We start from the raw sequence: 19,207 nt of genomic DNA on the forward strand, positions 1-19,207 counted from the left end.
TCGTGTCTCTAAACGGTTCGCTGCCCGGTGGCGGCGTCGAAAAGGTGGGTGGCTCCCGGACGTACGGACAGGGCGACCGGGGTGCCCTCGGCGATACCCGCGAGCGCGGGACCCTCGACGACGGCGGTGATCTCGGTGCCGCGTGCGTCGATCGTGACGATGGCGCGGGGGCCGAGGTTCTCGATCAGCGTCACGCGGGCCGCGGCTGCAGTGTCCGAGTCGGTCACGGCGAGCTGCAGATCGTCGGGTCGCACGCCGAGTGTCAGCTGGCCGGCGGCGCCGGCCTGATCGGTGGTCAGCGTAAAGCCGTTGGCCAGCAGGAAATCCCGACCCCGGAATTGACCGTCGAGCAGGTTCATCTTCGGGCTGCCGACGAACGTGGCGACAAAGGTGTCGGCGGGCTGTGTGTAGACCTCCTGCGGTGGGCCCTGCTGGGCGATGTGGCCGTCACGCATCACCACCATCCGGTCCGAGAGCGTCATCGCCTCTTCCTGATCGTGGGTCACGTACACCGACGTGATCCCCAGCCGCCGCTGGATCTGCAGGAGCTCGGTCCTGGTCTCCACGCGCAGCTTCGCGTCGAGGTTGGACAGCGGCTCGTCGAACAGGAACACCGACGGCTCTCGAATGATGGCCCGGCCGATCGCGACCCGCTGCTGCTGGCCGCCGCTGAGATCTTTGGGCTTGCGGGACAACAGCTTGTCCAGGCCGAGTGATTCGGCGACCTCGCCGGCGCGCGTGAGCGCCTCGCGGCGGGGCGTGCGGGTGGCCCGCAGCGGGAACGCGATGTTCTCCGCGACGGTCAGGTGCGGGTAGAGCGCGTAGTTCTGGAACACCATCGCGATGTCGCGGTCGCGTGGCTGCAGGTGGGTGACGTCGCGCTCGCCGATCGTGATGGTGCCCGACGTGACGGTCTCCAGTCCTGCGAGCATGCGCAGTGACGTCGACTTGCCGCAGCCCGAGGGGCCGACCAGCACGGTGAACGAGCCATCAGGCAGCTCGAGGTCGAGATCGCTGACCACCGACGTGTTTCCGTACGCCTTGGTGACGCCGGAGAAGCGGACATTCGCCATAGATGCCTTCCTAGAACTTCACCGCGCCGCCGCTGATGCCCTGCACCAACCTGCGCTGGATGAAGAAGCTCGCCACGACGACGGGGATGACCGCGATCAGGATCGCCGCGCTCATCGAGCCGATCTGAACTCCGCGGAACGTGTTGAATCCGGCGATGGCCACCGGCAGGATCGCCGCCTTGCCCGGCGCCAGGATGAGGCCGTAGAACAGGTCGTTCCACGACAGCGTGAACCCGAAGATCGCCGAGGCGCCGATGCCGGGGAGCACCTGGGGGAGCACCACCAACCGGAACGCGGCGAACCGGGTGAAGCCGTCGACCTGCGCCTGCTCCTCCAGGGAGCGCGGCACCGCCTCGAAGAACCCGATCAGGAACCAGGTGACCACGGGCAGAACGAAACTCAGATGCGCGAAGATCACCGGAACCAGGGTGTCGGTCAGCCGCAGCGCGTAGGCCATGGTCAGGAACGGGAACACCAGAACCGCCGGCGGCAGCACCTGTGCGGCGAGCATCCCGAACCGGGTCAGGGTGCCGCCGGCCCGGAACCTGGCGATGGCGTAGGCGCCCATGCTGCCGACCACGACGCTGATGCCGACGGTCACGAACGCGACCAGAGCGCTGCGTCCCGCCGCGCCGAGGATGTCCGAAGCCAGCACGTTGCGCCAGCTCGCGAATGTCGGGGCGAAGCTCAGCAGGAACGGATCATCGAGCTGCGCAGGGGTTTTCACGCTGGCCAGCGCGATCCACAGTAGTGGGAACGCGACGGTGATGCCGGCCGCCCACAGCAGCGCGACCCGCAGCACCCCGAGGAGTGAGAAGCGGCTCATCGCGTCTGAGTCCTCTCTCGGGCCCGGTCCATGCGGCGGAACGCGACCACGATGACCGCCAGCACCACCACCAGCACCACGAACGCCATCGACGACGCCGATCCGAGCCGGAAGAACTGGATACCGGTCTGGTAGATGAAGTACTGCAGGGTCTCGGTTTCGGTGCCCGGGCCGCCGCGGGTGGTCGCGAACACGTACTCGAACACCTTCATCGCATCCAGACAGCGCAGCAGGATCGCCACGACCAGAACCGGCGCCAGCAGCGGCAGCGTCACTCGGCGCAACACGTAGAAGGCGCCCGCACCGTCGACCCGCGCGGCGTCCATCGGCTCGCGCGGAATCGATTCCAGGCCGGCGAGGAGCAGCAGCACCATGAACGGTGTCCACTGCCAGACGTCGATGAAGGCGATCGTGAACAGCGCCCGCCCGGGCCCGAAGAAGTCATAGGAGATGCCGAACGCGCGCAGCAGCTCCGGGATCGCCCCGATCTGGTCGTTGAGCAGGAAGCGGAACGTGAGCCCGACCGCGATGGGGGTGATGAACATCGGTGCCAGCAGCATCGACCGGGTGAGATCGCGCACCCATCGCTGCTTCTGCAATGCCAAGGCAATTGCCAGGCCGAGGATCAACTCCATTCCGACGGCCACCGCGACGAACAGCGCGGTGGTGCCGAATGCATGCCAGAAGGCGGCGTCGCCGAAGGTGGCGGCGTAGTTCTCGGCGCCGACGATCTTCGGCGCGCCGCGGTCGGTGAGCTTGTAGTCGGTGACCGACAGGTACGCGGCGTAGCCGAGGGGGAAACCGACCACCCCGACGAAAAGGGCGACGAGGGGGGTGACCATGCCATGAGCGAATTTCACGGTGGTCTGCGCTCCTTTCGTGGGGTGGTCGGCTTCCGGCTCTTCGGGGCCCGGCTAGCCCTGGATCTTCTCGGCCGCGGCCTGGGCGGCGGCCAGCGCGTCATCGACGCTCTTGGTACCGGCCACGGCCTCGTTCAGTTCGGTGCCGACGGCCTGGATCATTTCCTCACCGCTGGGCCCCTGGCTCAACGGCGCCGAGTTGGCGAGCAGCTGCTCGACCGTCTTGTAGTAATCGGCACCGAATTTGCCCTGCAGCACAGCGGGATCGGAGAGCGTGCTCTTGCGGATCGCGGCCCCACCGTTCTCGACGCGGGTGACGTCGTTGGGCTTGGCGGTGATCCACGACGCGAAGGCCCACGCCGCGTCGGAGCTCGCGGAGTTGGCGGGGATCGCCCAGCTCCACGAACCCAGCACCTGCTTGCCGCCGGGGATCGGGGCCAGCTTGACCTTGCCGGCGGCCGGTCCCGAGCCGGGCTCGTTGATCGCGGGCAGCTGCCAGTTGTAGTTGATCATCGACGCCGACTGGTTGGCCGACACCGACCGCTGCGCCTCGTCCATGCTCCAGTTCAGGCTGTTGGCCGGCGCCGCGGTCTTGTAGGTGTCGATGTAGGCCTCGAGCGCGCGCTTCGCCTCGGGGGTGTTGAGGCTGACCTTGCCGTCGGCGCCGTAGATGGAGCCACCCGCGGCGAAGAGCCAGTTGCCCCACTCCTCGAAGATCTTGTAGCCGCGCTGCGGCTGCATCGCGATGCCGGCGCGCTCCGGGGTCTTGAGCGCCTTGCTGACACTGACCAACTGGTCGAGGTCGGTGGGCACCTGCTTTTTGGCGGCCGCGAGATCGTCTGCGTTGTACAGGTATCCGAGCGCGTAGTTGTAGAACGGCACGCCGTAGCGCACGCCGTCGACGGTGGTGATGTCGGTCAGGGGCTTGAAGAAGTCGGCGGCGTCGTAGTCCGGGGTGCTGTCGATGCGCGCGTCGAGCGGCTGCAGGAACTTCGCGTTGGCGAAGTCGACCATCCACGGGTTGTCGACGACGATCAGGTCGTAGTTCGGTGCCGACGACTGGAACGAGGACACCAGCTTGTCGCGCATCTGGTCATAGGTCAGCGACTCGATGTCGACCTTGATGTCGGGGAAGCTCTTGTTGAAGTCGGCCACCATCGATTTGACGATGTCGGTGTCGGGCACGTTCTCCATCAGGATGCGGACGGTGCCCGAGGTGTCTTTGGCCACCTCGCCGGTGCCGGTGGCCTGCGACTGTTCCGGGCCCCCGCTGCCCGCGCACGCGGAGAGCATCAGGGCGAGAACGGCGAGCAGGGCGACGGCGACGGAGCGAACGGTACGGCCCCGCCGCCGGGGGCCGGGTGTTTGCGTGATTCTCATGTGTAGTGCTCCTTTCATCGGGTGGTGCGTGCCAGTGAGTGCGAGATCGGGGTGAGTGCGTCACCGAGTTCGCGCCATGTCGCGTACGCGGCGTCGTAGCGCTCGGTGCGGGCGGGGTCGGGGACGTACGGCTCGTCGAGGGTGATGAAGCGTGCGGCGTCGGACCAGTCGTCGAGGGCGCCGACGCCGATCGCCGCGATCACCGCCGCACCCAGGGACGCGCCGGGGTGCCCGTGCACAGGATTCATCTCCATGCCGAGGACGTCGGCGTGGATCTGCTTCCACAGGGTGGATTTCGAGCCGCCGTTGGTGATCATCACGCGGTGCAACGGAATCCCGATCTCGGCGAAGACGTCCACGTGGTGGCGGAACCCGAAGGCGATGGCCTCCAGCACAGCGCGGTACATGTCGGCGCGGCTGTGGCCGAGGTGCAGGCCGGCGAACACTCCGCGGAGGTCGGGATCGTGCAGCGGGCTCTTCTCGCCGAGAAAGTAGGGCAGGCATAGGACTTGGGAGGGTTCTCGGCGTCCTGCCTCGTCGTCGAGATCGGTCAGTGCGGTGCCGCCGACCAGGGCCTGGAACCACCGGATCAGGCTGCCGCTGGTGGCCATGCAGCCGTTGGGCAGCCAGTGTCCGGGTACCGGGTGTGCGTCGAGATACAGGCGCTCGTCGACGACGGGAGTCTGGCTCGCGACCAGGATGTCACCGGCACCACCGAGTTTCACGAGTGCATCGCCCGGACCGTTGACACCTGCCGCGAACGCCGACAGCACGTGATCGGCGCCGCCGACCACCAGGGGGGTGCCTGCCCGCAGTCCGGTGGCTTCGGCGGCGGTCGAGCTGAGTTCACCGACCGGGGTGCCGGGGCGCCGCACCGGTGGCAGCGTCGTGGGATCGAGTTTCGCTGCGGCGAGCACCATCTCGGCGAGTTGTCCGTCGAGGGTGAACAGTCCTGATTCGATCGCCCAGTTCTCTTCGACGTGCACGGGTGCGCCCAGCGCTGTCAGCACCCAGTCGTAGGAGCCCACCCAGTGCGCTGTGCGCGCAGAGATCTCGGGCTCGTGATCGCGCAGCCACACCGTGGTCGGTGCCACCGACTGCTGGGTCAGGGCCGACCCGGTCAGGTGCACCAGGTCGGTGTCGGCGAGTGCGGCGGCCAGACCGGTCACTTCGCGGTGGGCGCGGGCGTCGTTCTGCAGGATGGCGTGACGCAGCGGGCGGCCCGCGTCGTCGACGGGGACGACGGCGGGCACCATGCCGGAGGTCGCCAGCGCGCCCACCTGCTCGGCCGGGACGCCGGAAGCCTGCACCACCTCGCGGATCGACTCGACGACGTTGCGGTGCCACTGTCCGGTGTCGGCTTCTGCGTATCCGGGGGCGGGGGAGTGCAGGGCCGTCTCGCGCGTGGCGGTCGCGACGATGCCGCTCTCGGTGTCGAGCAACACGGTCTTGGTTCCGGTGGTGCCGACGTCGATGCCGATGGTGTAGCGGGTCATGGGGCCCCCGCCGCCGTCGCGTCCTCGTGGGCGCTCACACAGATCACCTCGACGCCGGCGTCACGGGCGGCGACCAGCGCGGGATGCTCCGGCGGACCGTCGCTGACGATGATCGCGACGCTGGCGAGCGTGGTGATGCTGACGAAGGTGACGCGACCGAGCTTCGATTTGTCGGCGGCGACGATCACCCGGTCGGCGCGCCGGCTGGCCGCCCGTTTGACCCGGCTCTCGGCCTGGTGGTAGTCGGAGATGCCGCGCTCTCCGTCGATACCGGCCACGCCCATCACATAGGTGTCGCAGTTGTAGTTGGCCAGCGTGTCCTCGGCGGCAGCCCCGATCAAACTCAGCTCGCCGGACCGTAATTCGCCGCCGGTGAGCACCACCGTCGTGTCCGGTTCGTCGACGAGTGCGAGTGCGGCCAGCACGCTCGGCGTCACGACGGTCAGACCGAGTCCACGTCCGCGTAGCGAGTTCGCCACGGCCAGAGCGGTGCTGCCGGAGTCCAGGATCAGCGTCTCGTTGACGCCGATCAGATCAGCGACGACATCGGCGATGTGGATCTTCTCCTGCGCGGCATCGGCCATGCGTGTGGCGAACGACGGCTCAGTGTCCTTGCCCTGCAGGGCGATCGCACCACCGACCACCCGCCGCACCACGCCGCTCGCCTCGAGGGCCTCGACATCGCGACGGATCGTCATCTCCGAGACGTCGAATTCGGTGGCCAGCTCGGCGTAGGTGATCTCGCGGGCCGCGCGGACCCGCTGCTCGATGAAGTCGCGCCGGGACTTCACATCCACGGGGACACCTCCGACAGCCCCACCGCGTTCTGTTCAAAATTCACAGACAATCTCCCGATCGAGGTGGCGGTTCGCGGTGAAAGCTCACTGTCGTGTGAATCTATAACAAAGATCTGTGTACTCGCCACACTTAGCGGCGAATTGTCTCCAACCAGATCCGGCGGCGGCCCGACGCCTGTTAACTGGCGCCGGTGCTGGACTTGCGCGTCATCGTGCCCGCGGACATGCGAGACGACGTGGTGGCCGTGCTGCGCCGCCAGGTCGGCGTCGCGCACATCCTGATCCACCCCGGGGCGGCCGTGGAACCATCTGGGGGAGACGAGATCACCGCGGTGATCGCCCGAGAATGCGCCAACGACGTCATCAAGGCCCTCAAAGACCTCGACGCCCAGCATCGAGGGGCCATCCTGCTGACCGTCCTCGACACGGTGCTGTCCACCCGCGCGCACGAAGCCGAGGACGACGCGGAGGGGGATCCCGCCGACGCGGTGGTGTGGGACGAACTCATCGCCCGCACGCGCGAGGAGTCCACGCTGTCGGTGACCTTCGTGCTCTTCCTCACCCTCGCGTGTCTGTTGGCCGCCGTCGGTGCGGTCACCGACTCGATGGTGACGGTCGTCGGCGCCATGGTGCTGGGACCGGAGTTCGGGCCGTTGGCGGCGGTGTCGGTGGCGATCGTGCAGCGCAGACCGGATCTCGCCCGGCGGGCGGCGATCGCGCTGCTGGTCGGGTTCCCGATCGCGATGGGTGTCACGGCGCTGCTGACCATGGCTGCGCACGCGGTGGGCTGGGTCGACCTCGATTCGATGCGCGACCTCGACAACGTGGACTTCATCTTCCAGGTCGGGCCCATCTCGTTCGTGGTGGCGCTGCTGGCCGGCGCCGCAGGCATGCTGTCGCTCGTGTCGGCGAAATCAGCAGCACTCGTCGGGGTGTTCATCTCCGTCACGACGGTGCCCGCGGCGGGTTTCACCGCGGTCGCAGGGGTGCTGGGCGACTGGGGGATGGCCGCCCGCTCGGCCACCCAGCTCGCGGTCAACCTCATCGGCATCGTGATCGCGTGCGTGACGATGCTGGTGCTTCGCCCGCGCGCCAACCTCATTCCGCGCCGCGCGCAGACCTGACGCAACCTGCGGCGCTGCATGGGGTGTGGTGGGATCTAGCGCTATGGGGATCAAAGTCGCCCTCGAACATCGCACCAGCTACACATTCGATCGGCTGGTAGAGGTGTTCCCGCACGTGGTCCGGCTGCGGCCGGCCCCGCACTCGCGTACGCCGATCGAGGCGTACTCGCTCACCGTCGAACCCGCCGACCACTTCGTCAACTGGCAGCAGGACGCTTTCGGCAACTTCATGGCCCGGCTCGTCTTCCCCACCCGGGCCCGCAGCCTGACGATCACCGTCGGGCTCATCGCCGACCTCAAGGTGATCAACCCGTTCGACTTCTTCATCGAGGACTACGCCGAGACGGTGGGCTTCACGTATCCGCGCGCGCTGGCCGAGGATCTCAAGCCCTATCTGCGGCCGGTCGACGAGGAGCACGCCGGCTCCGGACCCGGTGACCTGGTCGAGGCGTGGGTGGACAACTTCTCGGTGGCGCCCGACACCCGCACCATCGACTTCCTGGTGGCGCTGAATCGCGCCGTCAACGCCGACGTCGGCTACAGCGTCCGGCTCGAACCCGGTGTGCAGACACCGGACACCACCTTGCGCACCGGCATCGGCTCGTGCCGCGACTCGGCGTGGTTGCTCGTCTCGATCCTGCGTCAGATGGGCCTGGCCGCCCGCTTCGTGTCCGGCTATCTGGTCCAGCTCACGTCCGACGTCGAGGCGCTCGACGGTCCGTCCGGCCCGGCCGCGGATTTCACCGATCTGCACGCGTGGACCGAGGTCTACATCCCCGGCGCCGGCTGGATCGGACTCGACCCCACCTCGGGCCTGTTCGCCGGCGAGGGTCACATCCCGCTGTCGGCCACCCCGCACCCGGAGTCGGCGGCCCCGATCACCGGTGCCACCGAACCGTGCGAGACCACGCTGGAGTTCAGCAACGTCGTCACCCGGGTGCACGAGGACCCGCGCGTCACGCTGCCCTACACCGAGGCGGCCTGGGCGGCGATCAACGCACTCGGCCACCGCGTCGACGACCGACTGGCCGCAGGTGACGTCCGGCTCACCGTGGGCGGCGAACCGACATTCGTGTCGATCGACAACCAGACGGACCCGGAGTGGACCACCGACGCCGACGGACCGCATAAGCGTCAGCGCGCCTCGGACCTGGCGGCGCGGCTCAAGGCGGTGTGGGCGCCACAGGGTCTCGTGCAGCGCAGTCAGGGCAAGTGGTACCCCGGAGAGCCGTTGCCGCGCTGGCAGATCGCGCTGCTGTGGCGAGCCGACGGCGAACCGCTGTGGCGCGAGCCGGCGCTGCTGGCCGACCCGTGGTCCGACCAGCCGAACGGCGCAGAGATCGACCCCGAGGCTCCGCAGAAGCTGCTGGGAGAGATCGCCGACGACTTCGGGCTGCCGCGCAGTCAGGTCCGGCCCGCCTTCGAGGATCCGCTGAGCCGGCTGGCGGCGGCGGTGCGCCGACCTGCCGGGCAGGCGGTCGCCGAGGGCGACGATCTGGCGGCCGACAGCGCGTGGGCGAGGGCGCAGCTGCTGACCAGGCTCGACGATTCGGTCACCAAACCTGCCGCGTTCGTCCTGCCGCTGCACCGCCGCGACGACGACGCCGGCTGGGCCAGCGCGGACTGGACGCTGCGACGAGGACGGATCGTGTTGTCCGAGGGTGACTCTCCCGCGGGCTTGCGGCTACCGCTGACCTCCATCAGCTGGCAGCCGCCGCCGCAGCGCGCCGAGGCCGACCCCACCCGCGAGACCGGTCCGCTGCGGGCGGGCCAGAAGGAGTCCGCCGAGATCACCGACGCCGACGCGGTGCCGACCACCGCGTTGGTGGCCGAGATCCGCGACGGCATCCTCTACGTGTTCCTGCCGCCCACCGAGGAGCTCGACCACTTCGTCGATCTGGTCGAGCGCATCGAGGCGGGGGCGGCCGCGGTGGGCTGCCCACTGGTGATCGAGGGGTACGGGCCGCCTGCCGATCCGCGGCTGCAGTCGATGACGATCACCCCCGATCCGGGTGTCATCGAGGTCAATGTCGCGCCGACGGCCAGCTTCGCCGAGCAACGAGACCAGCTCGAGACGCTCTACGCCCACGCTCGGCTGGCCCGGTTGTCCACCGAATCCTTCGACGTCGACGGCACTCATGGCGGTACGGGTGGCGGGAACCACATCACCCTCGGCGGTATCACCCCCGCGGACTCGCCGCTGCTACGCCGGCCCGACCTGCTGGTGTCCCTGCTGACCTATTGGCAGCGCCATCCTTCGCTGTCATACCTGTTCTCCGGGCGCTTCATCGGCACGACGTCGCAGGCGCCCCGGGTGGACGAGGGTCGCCCCGAATCGCTCTACGAGCTGGAGATCGCGTTCGCCGAGATCGCCCGGCTGGCGACGGGCGGTGTTGACGACGACGACGGTGACGGTGCGCGCGCGTGGATCGTGGATCGCGCGTTGCGGCACCTTCTCACCGACATCACCGGCAACACCCACCGCGCCGAATTCTGCATCGACAAGCTCTACAGCCCCGACAGTGCGCGCGGCCGCCTCGGCCTGCTGGAGTTGCGTGGCTTCGAGATGCCGCCGCATCCGCAGATGGCGATGGTGCAGTCCCTGCTGGTGCGTGCACTGGTCGCACGCTTCTGGGAGAAGCCGCTGCGCGCTCCGCTGATCCGCCACGGCGCCAACTTGCATGGTCGATACCTGTTGCCGCACTTCATCATTCAAGACATCGCCGAGGTCGCCGCCGACCTGCGCGACCACGGCATCGAGTTCGACACCAGCTGGCTGGACCCGTTCACCGAGTTCCGCTTCGCGCGCATCGGCACCGCTGTGTTCGGGGGCGTGGAGATCGAACTGCGCGGCGCCATCGAACCGTGGAACGTCCTCGGTGAGGAGGCCACCGCCGGCGGCACCGCGCGCTACGTCGATTCCTCGGTGGAACGCCTGCAGGTCCGGCTGATCGGCGCCGATCGGCAGCGCTTCGTGGTCACCGTCAACGGTCACCCGATTCCGCTGCTGGCGACCGACAATCCGGACGTCCAGGTCGGCGGCGTGCGCTACCGGGCCTGGCAGCCGCCGAGTGCGCTGCATCCCACGATCACCGTGGACGGGCCGCTGCGCTTCGAATTGGTCGACACCGCCGCCGGCGTGGCCCGCGGCGGCTGCACCTACCACGTGTCGCACCCCGGCGGGCGCTCCTACGACACCCCGCCGGTCAACGCCGTGGAAGCCGAGTCCCGCCGGGGACGCCGCTTCGAGGCCACCGGTTTCACCGCCGGGGCGGTGGATCTGCAGAGTCTGCGCGAGAAGCAGGCCCGCCAATCCACCGATGTGGGCGCGCCGGGGATCCTCGACATGCGGCGAGTGCGTACCGTGCTCTCCTGATGGCCCTACCGAGCGGACTGGATTCACCCAGCCACGACGATCCGCTGGTGCCCTATGCGGCGATGCGCGCTCAGCAGACTCTGTTCGACGTGCGCAACGGGGTGGGCGCACCGGTCAGCGGGTACGACGAATTGTTCGACGCCGCAGGACAAATCAGGGCCGATTGGCACGAGCTGGCGGAATGCGTCACCGACCGCGGCAGGGCAGGGCTCGACCGACTGCGCGCGGTGGTGCGTGACCTCGTCGACAACGACGGCATCACCTACAGCGGGAGCGGCGACGAGTCCGGGATGCCCGGCCCGTGGCAACTCGATGCCCTGCCGCTGATCGTCTCGGCTGCCGACTGGAATCGCGTGGAAGCCGGCCTGGTGCAGCGCTCGCGACTCCTCGACGCCGTGCTGACCGACCTGTACGGCGAACGGCGCCTCATCACCGGCGGCGTCCTCCCGCCACAGCTGCTGTTCGCTCACCAGGGGTATGTGCGTGCCGCGCAGAACATCGAGATCCCGGGCAGGCATCAGCTGTTCCTGCACGGCTGCGACATCAGCCGGGCCGGCTCCGGCGAGTTTGTCGTCAACGCCGACTGGACGCAGGCCCCGTCGGGGGCGGGTTACGCACTGGCTGATCGCCGCGTCATCGCGCACGCGATCCCGGATCTCTACGAGCAGATCGGGCCGCAGCCGGCGTCGCCGTGGGCGCAGGCGTTACGGCTGGCCCTCGTCGACGCCGCACCCGAATCGGCTGAGGAGCCGACCGTGGTGGTGCTCAGCCCGGGCATCCACTCCGAGACGGCGTTCGACCAGGCGTACCTCGCCGGCGTGCTCGGCGTGCCGCTGGTCGAGAGTGCGGATCTGGTGGTGCGGGACGGCAAGCTGTGGATGCGGTCGATGGGCACGCTCAAGCGCGTCGACGTGGTGCTGCGCCGGGTCGACGCGGCCTACGCCGATCCACTGGACCTGCGGGCTGATTCGCGGCTGGGTGTGGTGGGTCTGGTGGAGGTGCTGCGCCGCGGCGCGGTGACGGTGGTCAACACGCTCGGCAGCGGGGTGCTGGAAAGCCCGGGTGTGATGCGCTTCCTGCCCGCTCTGGCCGAAGCGCTTCTCGGCGAGACCCCGCTGCTGCCGACCGTGCCGATGTACTGGGGCGGCATCGATGTCGAACGTTCCCATCTGCTGACGCATCTGTCGTCTTTGCTGATCCGGCCGGTCGCCGGCGGCGAGCCGATCGTCGGCCCTGATCTGTCGGCGCGAAGCCGCGAGGCCTTGGCGGCGCGCATCGCGGCCACCCCGTGGCAGTGGGTGGGCCAGGAGCTGCCCGAGTTCTCCTCGGCCCCAGCCGATTACCTGCCCGGCGGATTGTCGTTGTCGCCGGTCGGGATGCGGCTGTTCACCGTCTCGCAGCGGAGCGGGTACGCGCCGATGATTGGTGGGCTCGGCTACTTGTTGGCGCCTGGCTCCGCCGCCTACGACCTGAACAGCCTTGCCGCCAAGGATGTCTGGGTGCGCACCCCGGCGCGGGTCACTGCCGAGACCGTGGTGGTGCCCCCGCCCGATGATGCCCTGCCTGCCCCGATCACGGCCAGCCCCACGCACGAGATCAGCTCGCCGCGTGTGCTGTCGGACCTGTTCTGGATCGGTCGCTACGCCGAACGTGCCGAGCACACCGCGCGTCTGCTGACCGTGACCCGGGAGCGGTACCACGAATTCCGGCGCCGGCAGGCGATGGACGGCAGCCAGTGCGTGCCGGTACTTCTGGCCGCATTGGGTGACATCACCGGAACCGACACCGGCGCGGGCGATCACCACGAGATGGTGGCCACCGCGCCGACGACGCTGTGGTCGTTGACCGCTGATCGGCACCGGCCCGGATCGCTGGCGCAGTCGGTCGAGCGACTGGGGTCGGCGGCCCGTGCGGTGCGCGATCAGATGTCCAACGACACCTGGATGTTGCTCTCCACGTTGGAGCGGACGCTGCTGCATGCGGGGGACAGCCCGCCGGAATCGCAGAGCGAGGGGGAGACGTTCCTGAGCTCGACCAACACCGTCGCCCTCGCCGGGCTGCTGGCGCTGTCGGGGGTGATCGCCGAATCCATGGTCCACGACGTCGGCTGGACGATGCTCGACATCGGCAAGCGCATCGAGCGGGCGCAGGTGCTGACCGCGCTGCTGCGGGCGACACTCACCACGGCACGACCGCCCGAAGCCGAGCAGACGGTCATCGAATCCACGCTCTCGGTGTGTGAATCGCTGGTGATCTATCGCAGGCGCAACCCCGGCACGATCAGTGTCGCCGGGGTGGCCGAGCTGGTGTTGTTCGATGCCGAGAACCCGAGATCGCTGGTGTTCCAACTGGATCGGCTTCGCGCGCATCTGAAGTCGCTACCCGGGTCGTCGGGGTCCTCGCGCCCGGAACGGCTGGTCGAGGAGATCGCGATGCGATTGCGTCGCGTCGAGCCCGACGACCTCGACGACGTGGCCGCCGACGGGTCCCGGGAGGAGCTCGACGAGTTGCTCAGCGGATTGCACACCGCCCTGAGGGACCTCTCCAACCTCATCACCGCGACGCATCTCGCGCTGCCGGGTGACATGCAGCCGCTGTGGGGCCCGCACGAGCGCCGCGTGGTGCCGGCATGAGCAGGGGCGAAACTGTCCGCCAGTACGCGATCACCCACCGCACCGTGTACACGTACTCCGACGTCGTCACCAGCTCCTACGGTCGCGGTTTTCTCACTCCGCGGGACTCGGCACGGCAACGGTGTCTGTCCCACGAACTCGTCCTCGATCCGGAGGCGGCCGACAGTTCGACCAGCCGCGACGGGTGGGGCAACGTGAGCTCCTACTTCCACGTCACCCGGCCGCATCAGCGCCTGAGTGTGACCAGCCGCTCGATCGTCGAGGTGGCGCCGCCGCCGCCGGACGTCTACCAGGGGCCGTCGGCCCGAGCCCCGTGGGAGATCGCCCGGCCGGTCGGCTCCGAGGGGGCGCTCGCGAGCGAGTTCACCCTCGACCTGACGCCCCCGGAGATCACCGACGCGCTGCGCGAGTATGCCGCACCGACATTCACCCCGGGCCGGCCGCTGATCGACGTGCTGGCCGACCTCACCTCGCGCATCTACACCGATTTCACCTACCGGTCCGGATCGACCACCGTGTCCACCCAGGTGAGCGAGGTTTTGGCCGCACGAGAAGGGGTATGTCAGGACTTCGCACGGCTGGCGATCGCCTGCCTGCGCGCCAACGGACTGGCGGCGAGCTATGTATCGGGCTACCTGGCCACCGATCCGCCGCCCGGAAAGGAACGCATGGTCGGGATCGACGCGACGCACGCCTGGGCGTCGGTGTGGACGCCACAGAATGTGTGGCTCGGCATGGATCCCACCAACGATCAGATGGTCGACGAGCGCTACGTCACCGTCGGATTCGGGCGTGACTACGCTGACGTTCCTCCGTTGCGCGGCATCATCTACACCGATTCCGAGAGCAGCACCATCGACGTGTCCGTCGATGTGGCGCCCTACGAAGAAGGAGCGCCACGTGCGTGATTTCACCTGCCCCAACTGCGGCCAGCGATTGGCGTTCGAAAACTCGGTCTGCCTCAATTGCGGTAGTGCTCTGGGTTTTTCGCTCGACGACATGGCGCTGCTGGTGATCGCCCCGCCGGCGGAGAGCGAACATGCCGGCGCGGTGGACGAGACCCGCTTCCAGCTGTGCGCCAACCTGCATCTGGCCGAGTGCAACTGGCTCGTCGAGAAGGGGCCGATCGCCAAGCTGTGCGTGTCGTGCGCGCTGACGCGCACGCGCCCCAACGATGCCGACACGATCGCGCTGGCCGCGTTCGCCGCCGCGGAGAAGGCCAAGCGCCGGCTGATCGCCGAACTGCACGAGCTGAAACTCCCGATCGTCGGGCGTGACATGGACCCGCAGTTCGGGCTGGCTTTCGACCTGCTGTCGAGCCAGTTCGAGAAGGTGTTCACCGGACACGACAACGGGATCATCACGCTGGATCTGGCCGAGGGCGACGATGTGCACCGCGAGCAGTTGCGCATCTCGATGGACGAGCCGTACCGAACCCTCCTCGGGCACTTCCGTCATGAGATCGGTCACTACTACCAGTACCGGCTGATCGGCACCTCGGAGGCCTATCTGCAGGGGTACCGCGAACTGTTCGGCGATCCCGATGCCGACTACCAGGAGGCGTTGGACCGCCACTACAGCCAAGGCGCTCCCGTCGGCTGGGAGGCCGACTACGTGTCGTCGTACGCGACCATGCACCCGGCCGAGGACTGGGCGGAGACCTTCGCCCACTACCTGCACATCCGCGACACCTTGGACACCGCCGCAGCGTTCGGCTTGGCGCCGGCGGCGGCCACGTTCGACCGCAGGGCGCTCGGCCCCAGCGGGTTCGACACGATGATCGAGATGTGGCTGCCCCTGGCCTGGTCTCTGAACATGGTCAACCGGTCCATGGGCAAAGAGGACATCTATCCGTTCGTGCTCCCGGCGCCGGTGTTGGAGAAGATGCGGTTCATCCACACCGTGATCGACGAGATCACCTCCAGCCCAGCCAAACTCGCCGAGGTGGGAGCGCCGATGGAGGACCAGAGCCAGCAGCTGAGCTAGCCAGGGGATCAGCATGGCCACGGTCACTGTGTGGAGCAGGCTCCTGGTGACGGCGTGCGCGATCACCCGCACCACGAACCTCGTTGCGCGCCGGCGCGGCGCCGCACCGTTTCTGCCGCGGCTGTTCGTGCTGCGCTACGCCAACATGGGCGGTCTCGATCCGGTCGAGTTCGCCGCCCAGATCGACCACGCGCGGTCCTTCCGGGCAGATCGATGGTGCGATCACTGGAATTGCATTGCCGCGCAGCATCTCCGGCGAGCCAACATGCTGCTGCGCGACCTGGGTGACGTCGACGTGCCCGATCTTGAGGACGCCGCGGCGATCACCGACGACCAGGTCGGTGCACTGCGGGACGTTGTGAGCCCGGGTGCGGTCCTGTTCGCCGACCACGGGCCGCAACCCAGCGCGCAGGCGATCGACGACCTCGTCGCCGTACAGGCCGCCGGCGATCACCGGCGGGCCGCACAGGCATTCCTCGCGATCGACGCCTGGGTCAAAGCGCTGACGTACTACCAGGTGAGCGCGTTTCCCGGCCACGATCCCCATCGGATGGCCGCCTACCACCGGTCCCGAGAGCTGTTCGACGTGCTGGTCCGGGTTCTCGCCCCGTCGATCGACGTCCATGTCGAGCAGGTCGACGTCACCGCGAGCGAGGGTCAGATCGTGCGAGGGTGGCTGATCCTTCCGACGACCCCCGGTCCACATCCGGTCGTGCTGGCCACGAATGGGTTGGAAGGAACCGTCCAGGAGCTCGCCGTGGCGCTGTTGCGCTACCGGGCCGCAGGATTGGCGACGTTCCTGATGGAGATGCCGGGCAGCTACGCCTACACCACGCCGATGAGCGTCCGTTCCGAGGCGATCTACCGCGCTGTCGTCGACCGCCTCGTCGCCGACGACCGCCTCTACCCCGATCGCATCGCGATGGTGGGAGTCAGTTTCGGGGGGTACTGGGCAGCGCGCATGGCCGCCAACGACTCTCGCCTCGCATGTGCGGTCGCGTGCGGCGCGCCGACCCACCGCTCGTTCCGTGGCGGCTTCGGTATGCCCGACGTCATCATCCACGCGTTGGCGCAGACTCTTGGTGTCTCCAACCCGATCGCGCTCGTGCGCGCCCTGCGTCGGCTGTCGATCAGAGATCGCTACGCCGACATCACGATTCCACTGTTGGCGATCAACGGCACTCACGACACACTGCTGAGCACTCAGGACACCGTCGACCTCGCCGGTGCCGCGCCCGATGCGACGCTGCTGCTCTACCCGAACGACGACCACTGCGCCATGGGGCACTACCGGCAGTGGCTGGATCACTCCCAGAACTGGCTGCGGCAGCGCCTGGGAGCGGCGTGAGGCAACACGCGGCACGAGGGTCGGCCACCTGGCCCTAACCGGTCCCTACGATCACCGGGTGGCCGATCGTTACGGCGCCGACATCCTGGCGCAGAACCCGCACCGAAAGCCCCGCTCGACCGAGCAGCCGATCGAGATCGGGATGGTCGTCGAGGATGCGGCCACCGGCTTCGTCGGGGCGGTGGTGCGGGTCGAGTACGGCCGCATGACCCTCGAAGACCGGCACGGCCGTACCAAACCGTTCCCGGTCGGGCCGGGCTACCTGATCGACGGCAAGCCCGTGATCCTGACCGCGCCCAAGAAGGCTGCGGCCGCAGCGCCGACGCGCACCGCATCGGGCTCGGTCGCCGTCGCAGGAGCGCGTGCGAAAGTCGCCCTCGCGAGCCGTATCTACGTCGAGGGCCGGCACGACGCCGAGCTCGTCGAGCAGGTGTGGGGTGAGGACCTGCGCATCGAGGGCGTCGTCGTCGAATACCTGGGCGGCGTCGACGATCTCGCGGCGATCGTCGCCGACTTCCGGCCCGGCCCCGGCCGACGCCTCGGGGTTCTGGTCGACCACCTGGTGGCCGGTTCGAAGGAGGCGCGCATCGCCGAGCAGGTCCGCCGCGGCCCCGGCGGTGAGCACACGCTCGTGGTCGGCCATCCGTTCATCGACATCTGGGAGGCCGTCAAGCCCGCGCGGCTCGGAATCGCGCAGTGGCCGGTGGTGCCCAAGGGGCAGGACTGGAAGCACGGCGTGTGCGAGGCCCTGGGATGGCGGCATCGCGACCAGGCCGACATCGCGGCCGCGTGGCAGAGGATCCGCGGCCGGGTCAGGGACTGGACCGACCTGGAGCCCGAGCTGATCGGCCGCGTCGAGGAGCTGATCGACTTCGTCACCGCACCCGTGTAAGCAGGGAGCGTGTCCGACAGCCTGTTCGACGTTCCCGGCGAGCGTGCGCCCTCAGACGCGCAGCTGGTCGGGGCGGCGGTCCCGCTGGCCGTGCGGATGCGGCCCGCGTCACTCGACGAGGTCGTGGGTCAGCAGCATCTGCTGACCGGTAACTCGCCGCTGCGCCGGCTGGTCGAGGGGTCGGGGGCGGCGTCGGTGATCCTTTACGGCCCGCCCGGCACCGGCAAGACCACGCTGGCGTCGCTGATCTCGCAGGCCACCGGCCGCCGATTCGAGGCGCTCTCGGCCCTGTCGGCCGGGGTCAAAGAGGTGCGTGCCGTCATCGAAGAGGCGCGGGTGGCCCTGCTGCGTCGCAGCGAACAGACGGTGCTGTTCATCGATGAGGTACACAGGTTCTCCAAGACCCAGCAGGACGCTCTGCTCGCGGCAGTGGAGAACAGGGTGGTGCTGCTGGTCGCGGCCACCACCGAGAACCCGTCGTTCTCGGTCGTGGCGCCGCTGCTGAGCCGCTCGCTGATCCTGCAACTGCAGCCACTGACCCCCGAGGACATCACCGCGGTGCTGCGCCGCGCCCTCGACGACGAGCGCGGTCTGGCCGGCACGGTGCCGATCACCGACGAGGCACTCGATCTACTGGTCCAGCTGTCGGCCGGGGACGCCCGGCGGGCGCTGACCGCGCTCGAGGTCGCCGCGGAGTCGGGGGAGATCACCGTCGAGGTGATCGAACAGTCCCTGGACAAGGCGGCGGTGCGCTACGACCGCGACGGCGACCAGCACTACGACGTGGTGAGCGCGTTCATCAAGTCGGTGCGCGGCTCCGATGTCGACGCGGCGCTGCACTACCTGGCGCGCATGCTGGTCGCGGGGGAGGACCCGCGGTTCATCGCGCGCCGGCTGATGATCCTGGCCAGCGAGGACATCGGCATGGCCGACCCGATGGCCCTTCCCACGGCGGTCGCGGCCGCCCAGACCGTCGCGCTGATCGGCATGCCCGAGGCGCAGTTGACGCTGGCCCACGCCACGGTGCACCTGGCGACGGCGCCGAAGTCGAACGCGGTCACGACCGCGATCGGGGCGGCGATGGCCGACATCCGGGCCGGCAAAGCAGGTCTGGTCCCGCCGCACCTGCGCGACGGGCACTACGCCGGGGCGCAGAAGCTGGGCAACGCGGTCGGCTACAAATACGCCCATGACGAACCGGGTGGTGTTGCCTCGCAACAGTATCCGCCGGACGAGGTGGTCGGTGTCGACTACTACCGCCCGACCACCCACGGCGCGGAGCGTGAGATCTCGACGCGGGTGGAGAAGCTGCGCGCGATCATCCGCCGGAAACGCTGAGACCCCTTGACCTGGATACCGGCCACCGCTTATCGTCATGTAAACAACCAATTGGTTGATCAAAGGAAAGGTTGATCA

Annotated in this window: 14 protein-coding genes; 8 read left to right on the forward strand and 6 right to left on the reverse strand. The window is 68.6% G+C overall.

Translation table 11 applies throughout. The features are described 5' to 3' along the window. Positions 1–8 precede the first annotated feature (8 nt). Genes ACZ50N_RS11210 through ACZ50N_RS11235 form a run of 6 tightly spaced genes read right to left on the reverse strand, consistent with a single transcriptional unit; the run spans position 9 to position 6,426 of the window. Positions 9–1,073 carry an ABC transporter ATP-binding protein gene (locus ACZ50N_RS11210; protein WP_464475374.1) on the reverse strand — a complete coding sequence of 355 codons (1,065 nt, stop codon included), beginning with the start codon at positions 1,071–1,073 and terminating at the stop codon, positions 9–11. Positions 1,074–1,083: 10 nt separating this feature from the next. Then, complete coding sequence (locus ACZ50N_RS11215) at positions 1,084–1,899, reverse strand: carbohydrate ABC transporter permease (protein WP_464475375.1); 816 nt, start codon at positions 1,897–1,899, stop codon at positions 1,084–1,086. Then, positions 1,896–2,759, reverse strand: a complete 864-nt coding sequence (locus tag ACZ50N_RS11220) for a carbohydrate ABC transporter permease (RefSeq protein WP_464475376.1) — start codon at positions 2,757–2,759, stop codon at positions 1,896–1,898. The genes ACZ50N_RS11215 and ACZ50N_RS11220 overlap by 4 nt, the downstream gene beginning before the upstream one ends. A gap of 54 nt (positions 2,760–2,813) precedes the next feature. Further along, positions 2,814–4,139, reverse strand: a complete 1,326-nt coding sequence (locus ACZ50N_RS11225; RefSeq protein WP_464475377.1) for an ABC transporter substrate-binding protein — start codon at positions 4,137–4,139, stop codon at positions 2,814–2,816. A gap of 14 nt (positions 4,140–4,153) precedes the next feature. Next, positions 4,154–5,635 carry an FGGY-family carbohydrate kinase gene (locus ACZ50N_RS11230; RefSeq protein WP_464475378.1) on the reverse strand — a complete coding sequence of 494 codons (1,482 nt, stop codon included), beginning with the start codon at positions 5,633–5,635 and terminating at the stop codon, positions 4,154–4,156. Further along, entirely contained in the window at positions 5,632–6,426 is a 795-nt protein-coding gene (locus tag ACZ50N_RS11235) for a DeoR/GlpR family DNA-binding transcription regulator (protein WP_046363956.1), read from the reverse strand. Before ACZ50N_RS11235 ends, ACZ50N_RS11230 begins: the two co-directional genes overlap by 4 nt. Before the next feature lie 197 nt (positions 6,427–6,623). Here ACZ50N_RS11235 and ACZ50N_RS11240 point away from each other — a divergent pair, with 197 nt between their 5' ends. From ACZ50N_RS11240 to ACZ50N_RS11275, 8 genes are read left to right on the forward strand one after another with little or no spacing between them, the layout of a single operon-like run. Continuing rightward, a complete protein-coding gene (locus ACZ50N_RS11240; protein WP_073683799.1) occupies positions 6,624–7,556 on the forward strand; it encodes a DUF389 domain-containing protein in 933 nt (310 codons plus the stop codon). A 43-nt stretch (positions 7,557–7,599) separates the two neighbouring features. Next, positions 7,600–10,932, forward strand: a complete 3,333-nt coding sequence (locus ACZ50N_RS11245) for a transglutaminase family protein (protein ID WP_464475379.1) — start codon at positions 7,600–7,602, stop codon at positions 10,930–10,932. Then, a complete protein-coding gene (locus tag ACZ50N_RS11250) occupies positions 10,932–13,565 on the forward strand; it encodes a circularly permuted type 2 ATP-grasp protein (RefSeq protein WP_464475380.1) in 2,634 nt (877 codons plus the stop codon). Before ACZ50N_RS11245 ends, ACZ50N_RS11250 begins: the two co-directional genes overlap by 1 nt. Beyond that, positions 13,562–14,473: a transglutaminase family protein gene (locus ACZ50N_RS11255; RefSeq protein ID WP_464475381.1), complete on the forward strand. Its 912-nt coding sequence runs from the start codon at positions 13,562–13,564 to the stop codon at positions 14,471–14,473. Before ACZ50N_RS11250 ends, ACZ50N_RS11255 begins: the two co-directional genes overlap by 4 nt. Then, a complete protein-coding gene (locus tag ACZ50N_RS11260) occupies positions 14,466–15,551 on the forward strand; it encodes a zinc-binding metallopeptidase family protein (protein ID WP_048422176.1) in 1,086 nt (361 codons plus the stop codon). The genes ACZ50N_RS11255 and ACZ50N_RS11260 overlap by 8 nt, the downstream gene beginning before the upstream one ends. A 13-nt stretch (positions 15,552–15,564) precedes the next feature. After that, positions 15,565–16,899: an alpha/beta hydrolase family protein gene (locus tag ACZ50N_RS11265; protein ID WP_464475382.1), complete on the forward strand. Its 1,335-nt coding sequence runs from the start codon at positions 15,565–15,567 to the stop codon at positions 16,897–16,899. Positions 16,900–16,957: 58 nt separating this feature from the next. Then, complete coding sequence (locus ACZ50N_RS11270) at positions 16,958–17,791, forward strand: DUF3097 domain-containing protein (RefSeq protein WP_046365933.1); 834 nt, start codon at positions 16,958–16,960, stop codon at positions 17,789–17,791. A 9-nt stretch (positions 17,792–17,800) separates the two neighbouring features. After that, entirely contained in the window at positions 17,801–19,129 is a 1,329-nt protein-coding gene (locus ACZ50N_RS11275; protein WP_046365932.1) for a replication-associated recombination protein A, read from the forward strand. Positions 19,130–19,207 lie beyond the last annotated feature (78 nt).

The sequence above is a fragment of the Mycolicibacterium obuense genome (assembly GCF_055397605.1).

What these genes read in the sequence shown, in the direction of transcription:
- ACZ50N_RS11245 (WP_464475379.1), top strand. Translation starts at nt 7,600, where the DNA reads ATGGGGATCAAAGTCGCCCTCGAACATCGCACCAGCTACACATTCGAT.
- ACZ50N_RS11265 (WP_464475382.1), top strand. Translation starts at nt 15,565, where the DNA reads ATGGCCACGGTCACTGTGTGGAGCAGGCTCCTGGTGACGGCGTGCGCG.
- ACZ50N_RS11210 (WP_464475374.1), bottom strand. Translation starts at nt 1,073, where the DNA reads ATGGCGAATGTCCGCTTCTCCGGCGTCACCAAGGCGTACGGAAACACG.
- ACZ50N_RS11255 (WP_464475381.1), top strand. Translation starts at nt 13,562, where the DNA reads ATGAGCAGGGGCGAAACTGTCCGCCAGTACGCGATCACCCACCGCACC.
- ACZ50N_RS11225 (WP_464475377.1), bottom strand. Translation starts at nt 4,139, where the DNA reads ATGAGAATCACGCAAACACCCGGCCCCCGGCGGCGGGGCCGTACCGTT.
- ACZ50N_RS11250 (WP_464475380.1), top strand. Translation starts at nt 10,932, where the DNA reads ATGGCCCTACCGAGCGGACTGGATTCACCCAGCCACGACGATCCGCTG.
- ACZ50N_RS11215 (WP_464475375.1), bottom strand. Translation starts at nt 1,899, where the DNA reads ATGAGCCGCTTCTCACTCCTCGGGGTGCTGCGGGTCGCGCTGCTGTGG.
- ACZ50N_RS11230 (WP_464475378.1), bottom strand. Translation starts at nt 5,635, where the DNA reads ATGACCCGCTACACCATCGGCATCGACGTCGGCACCACCGGAACCAAG.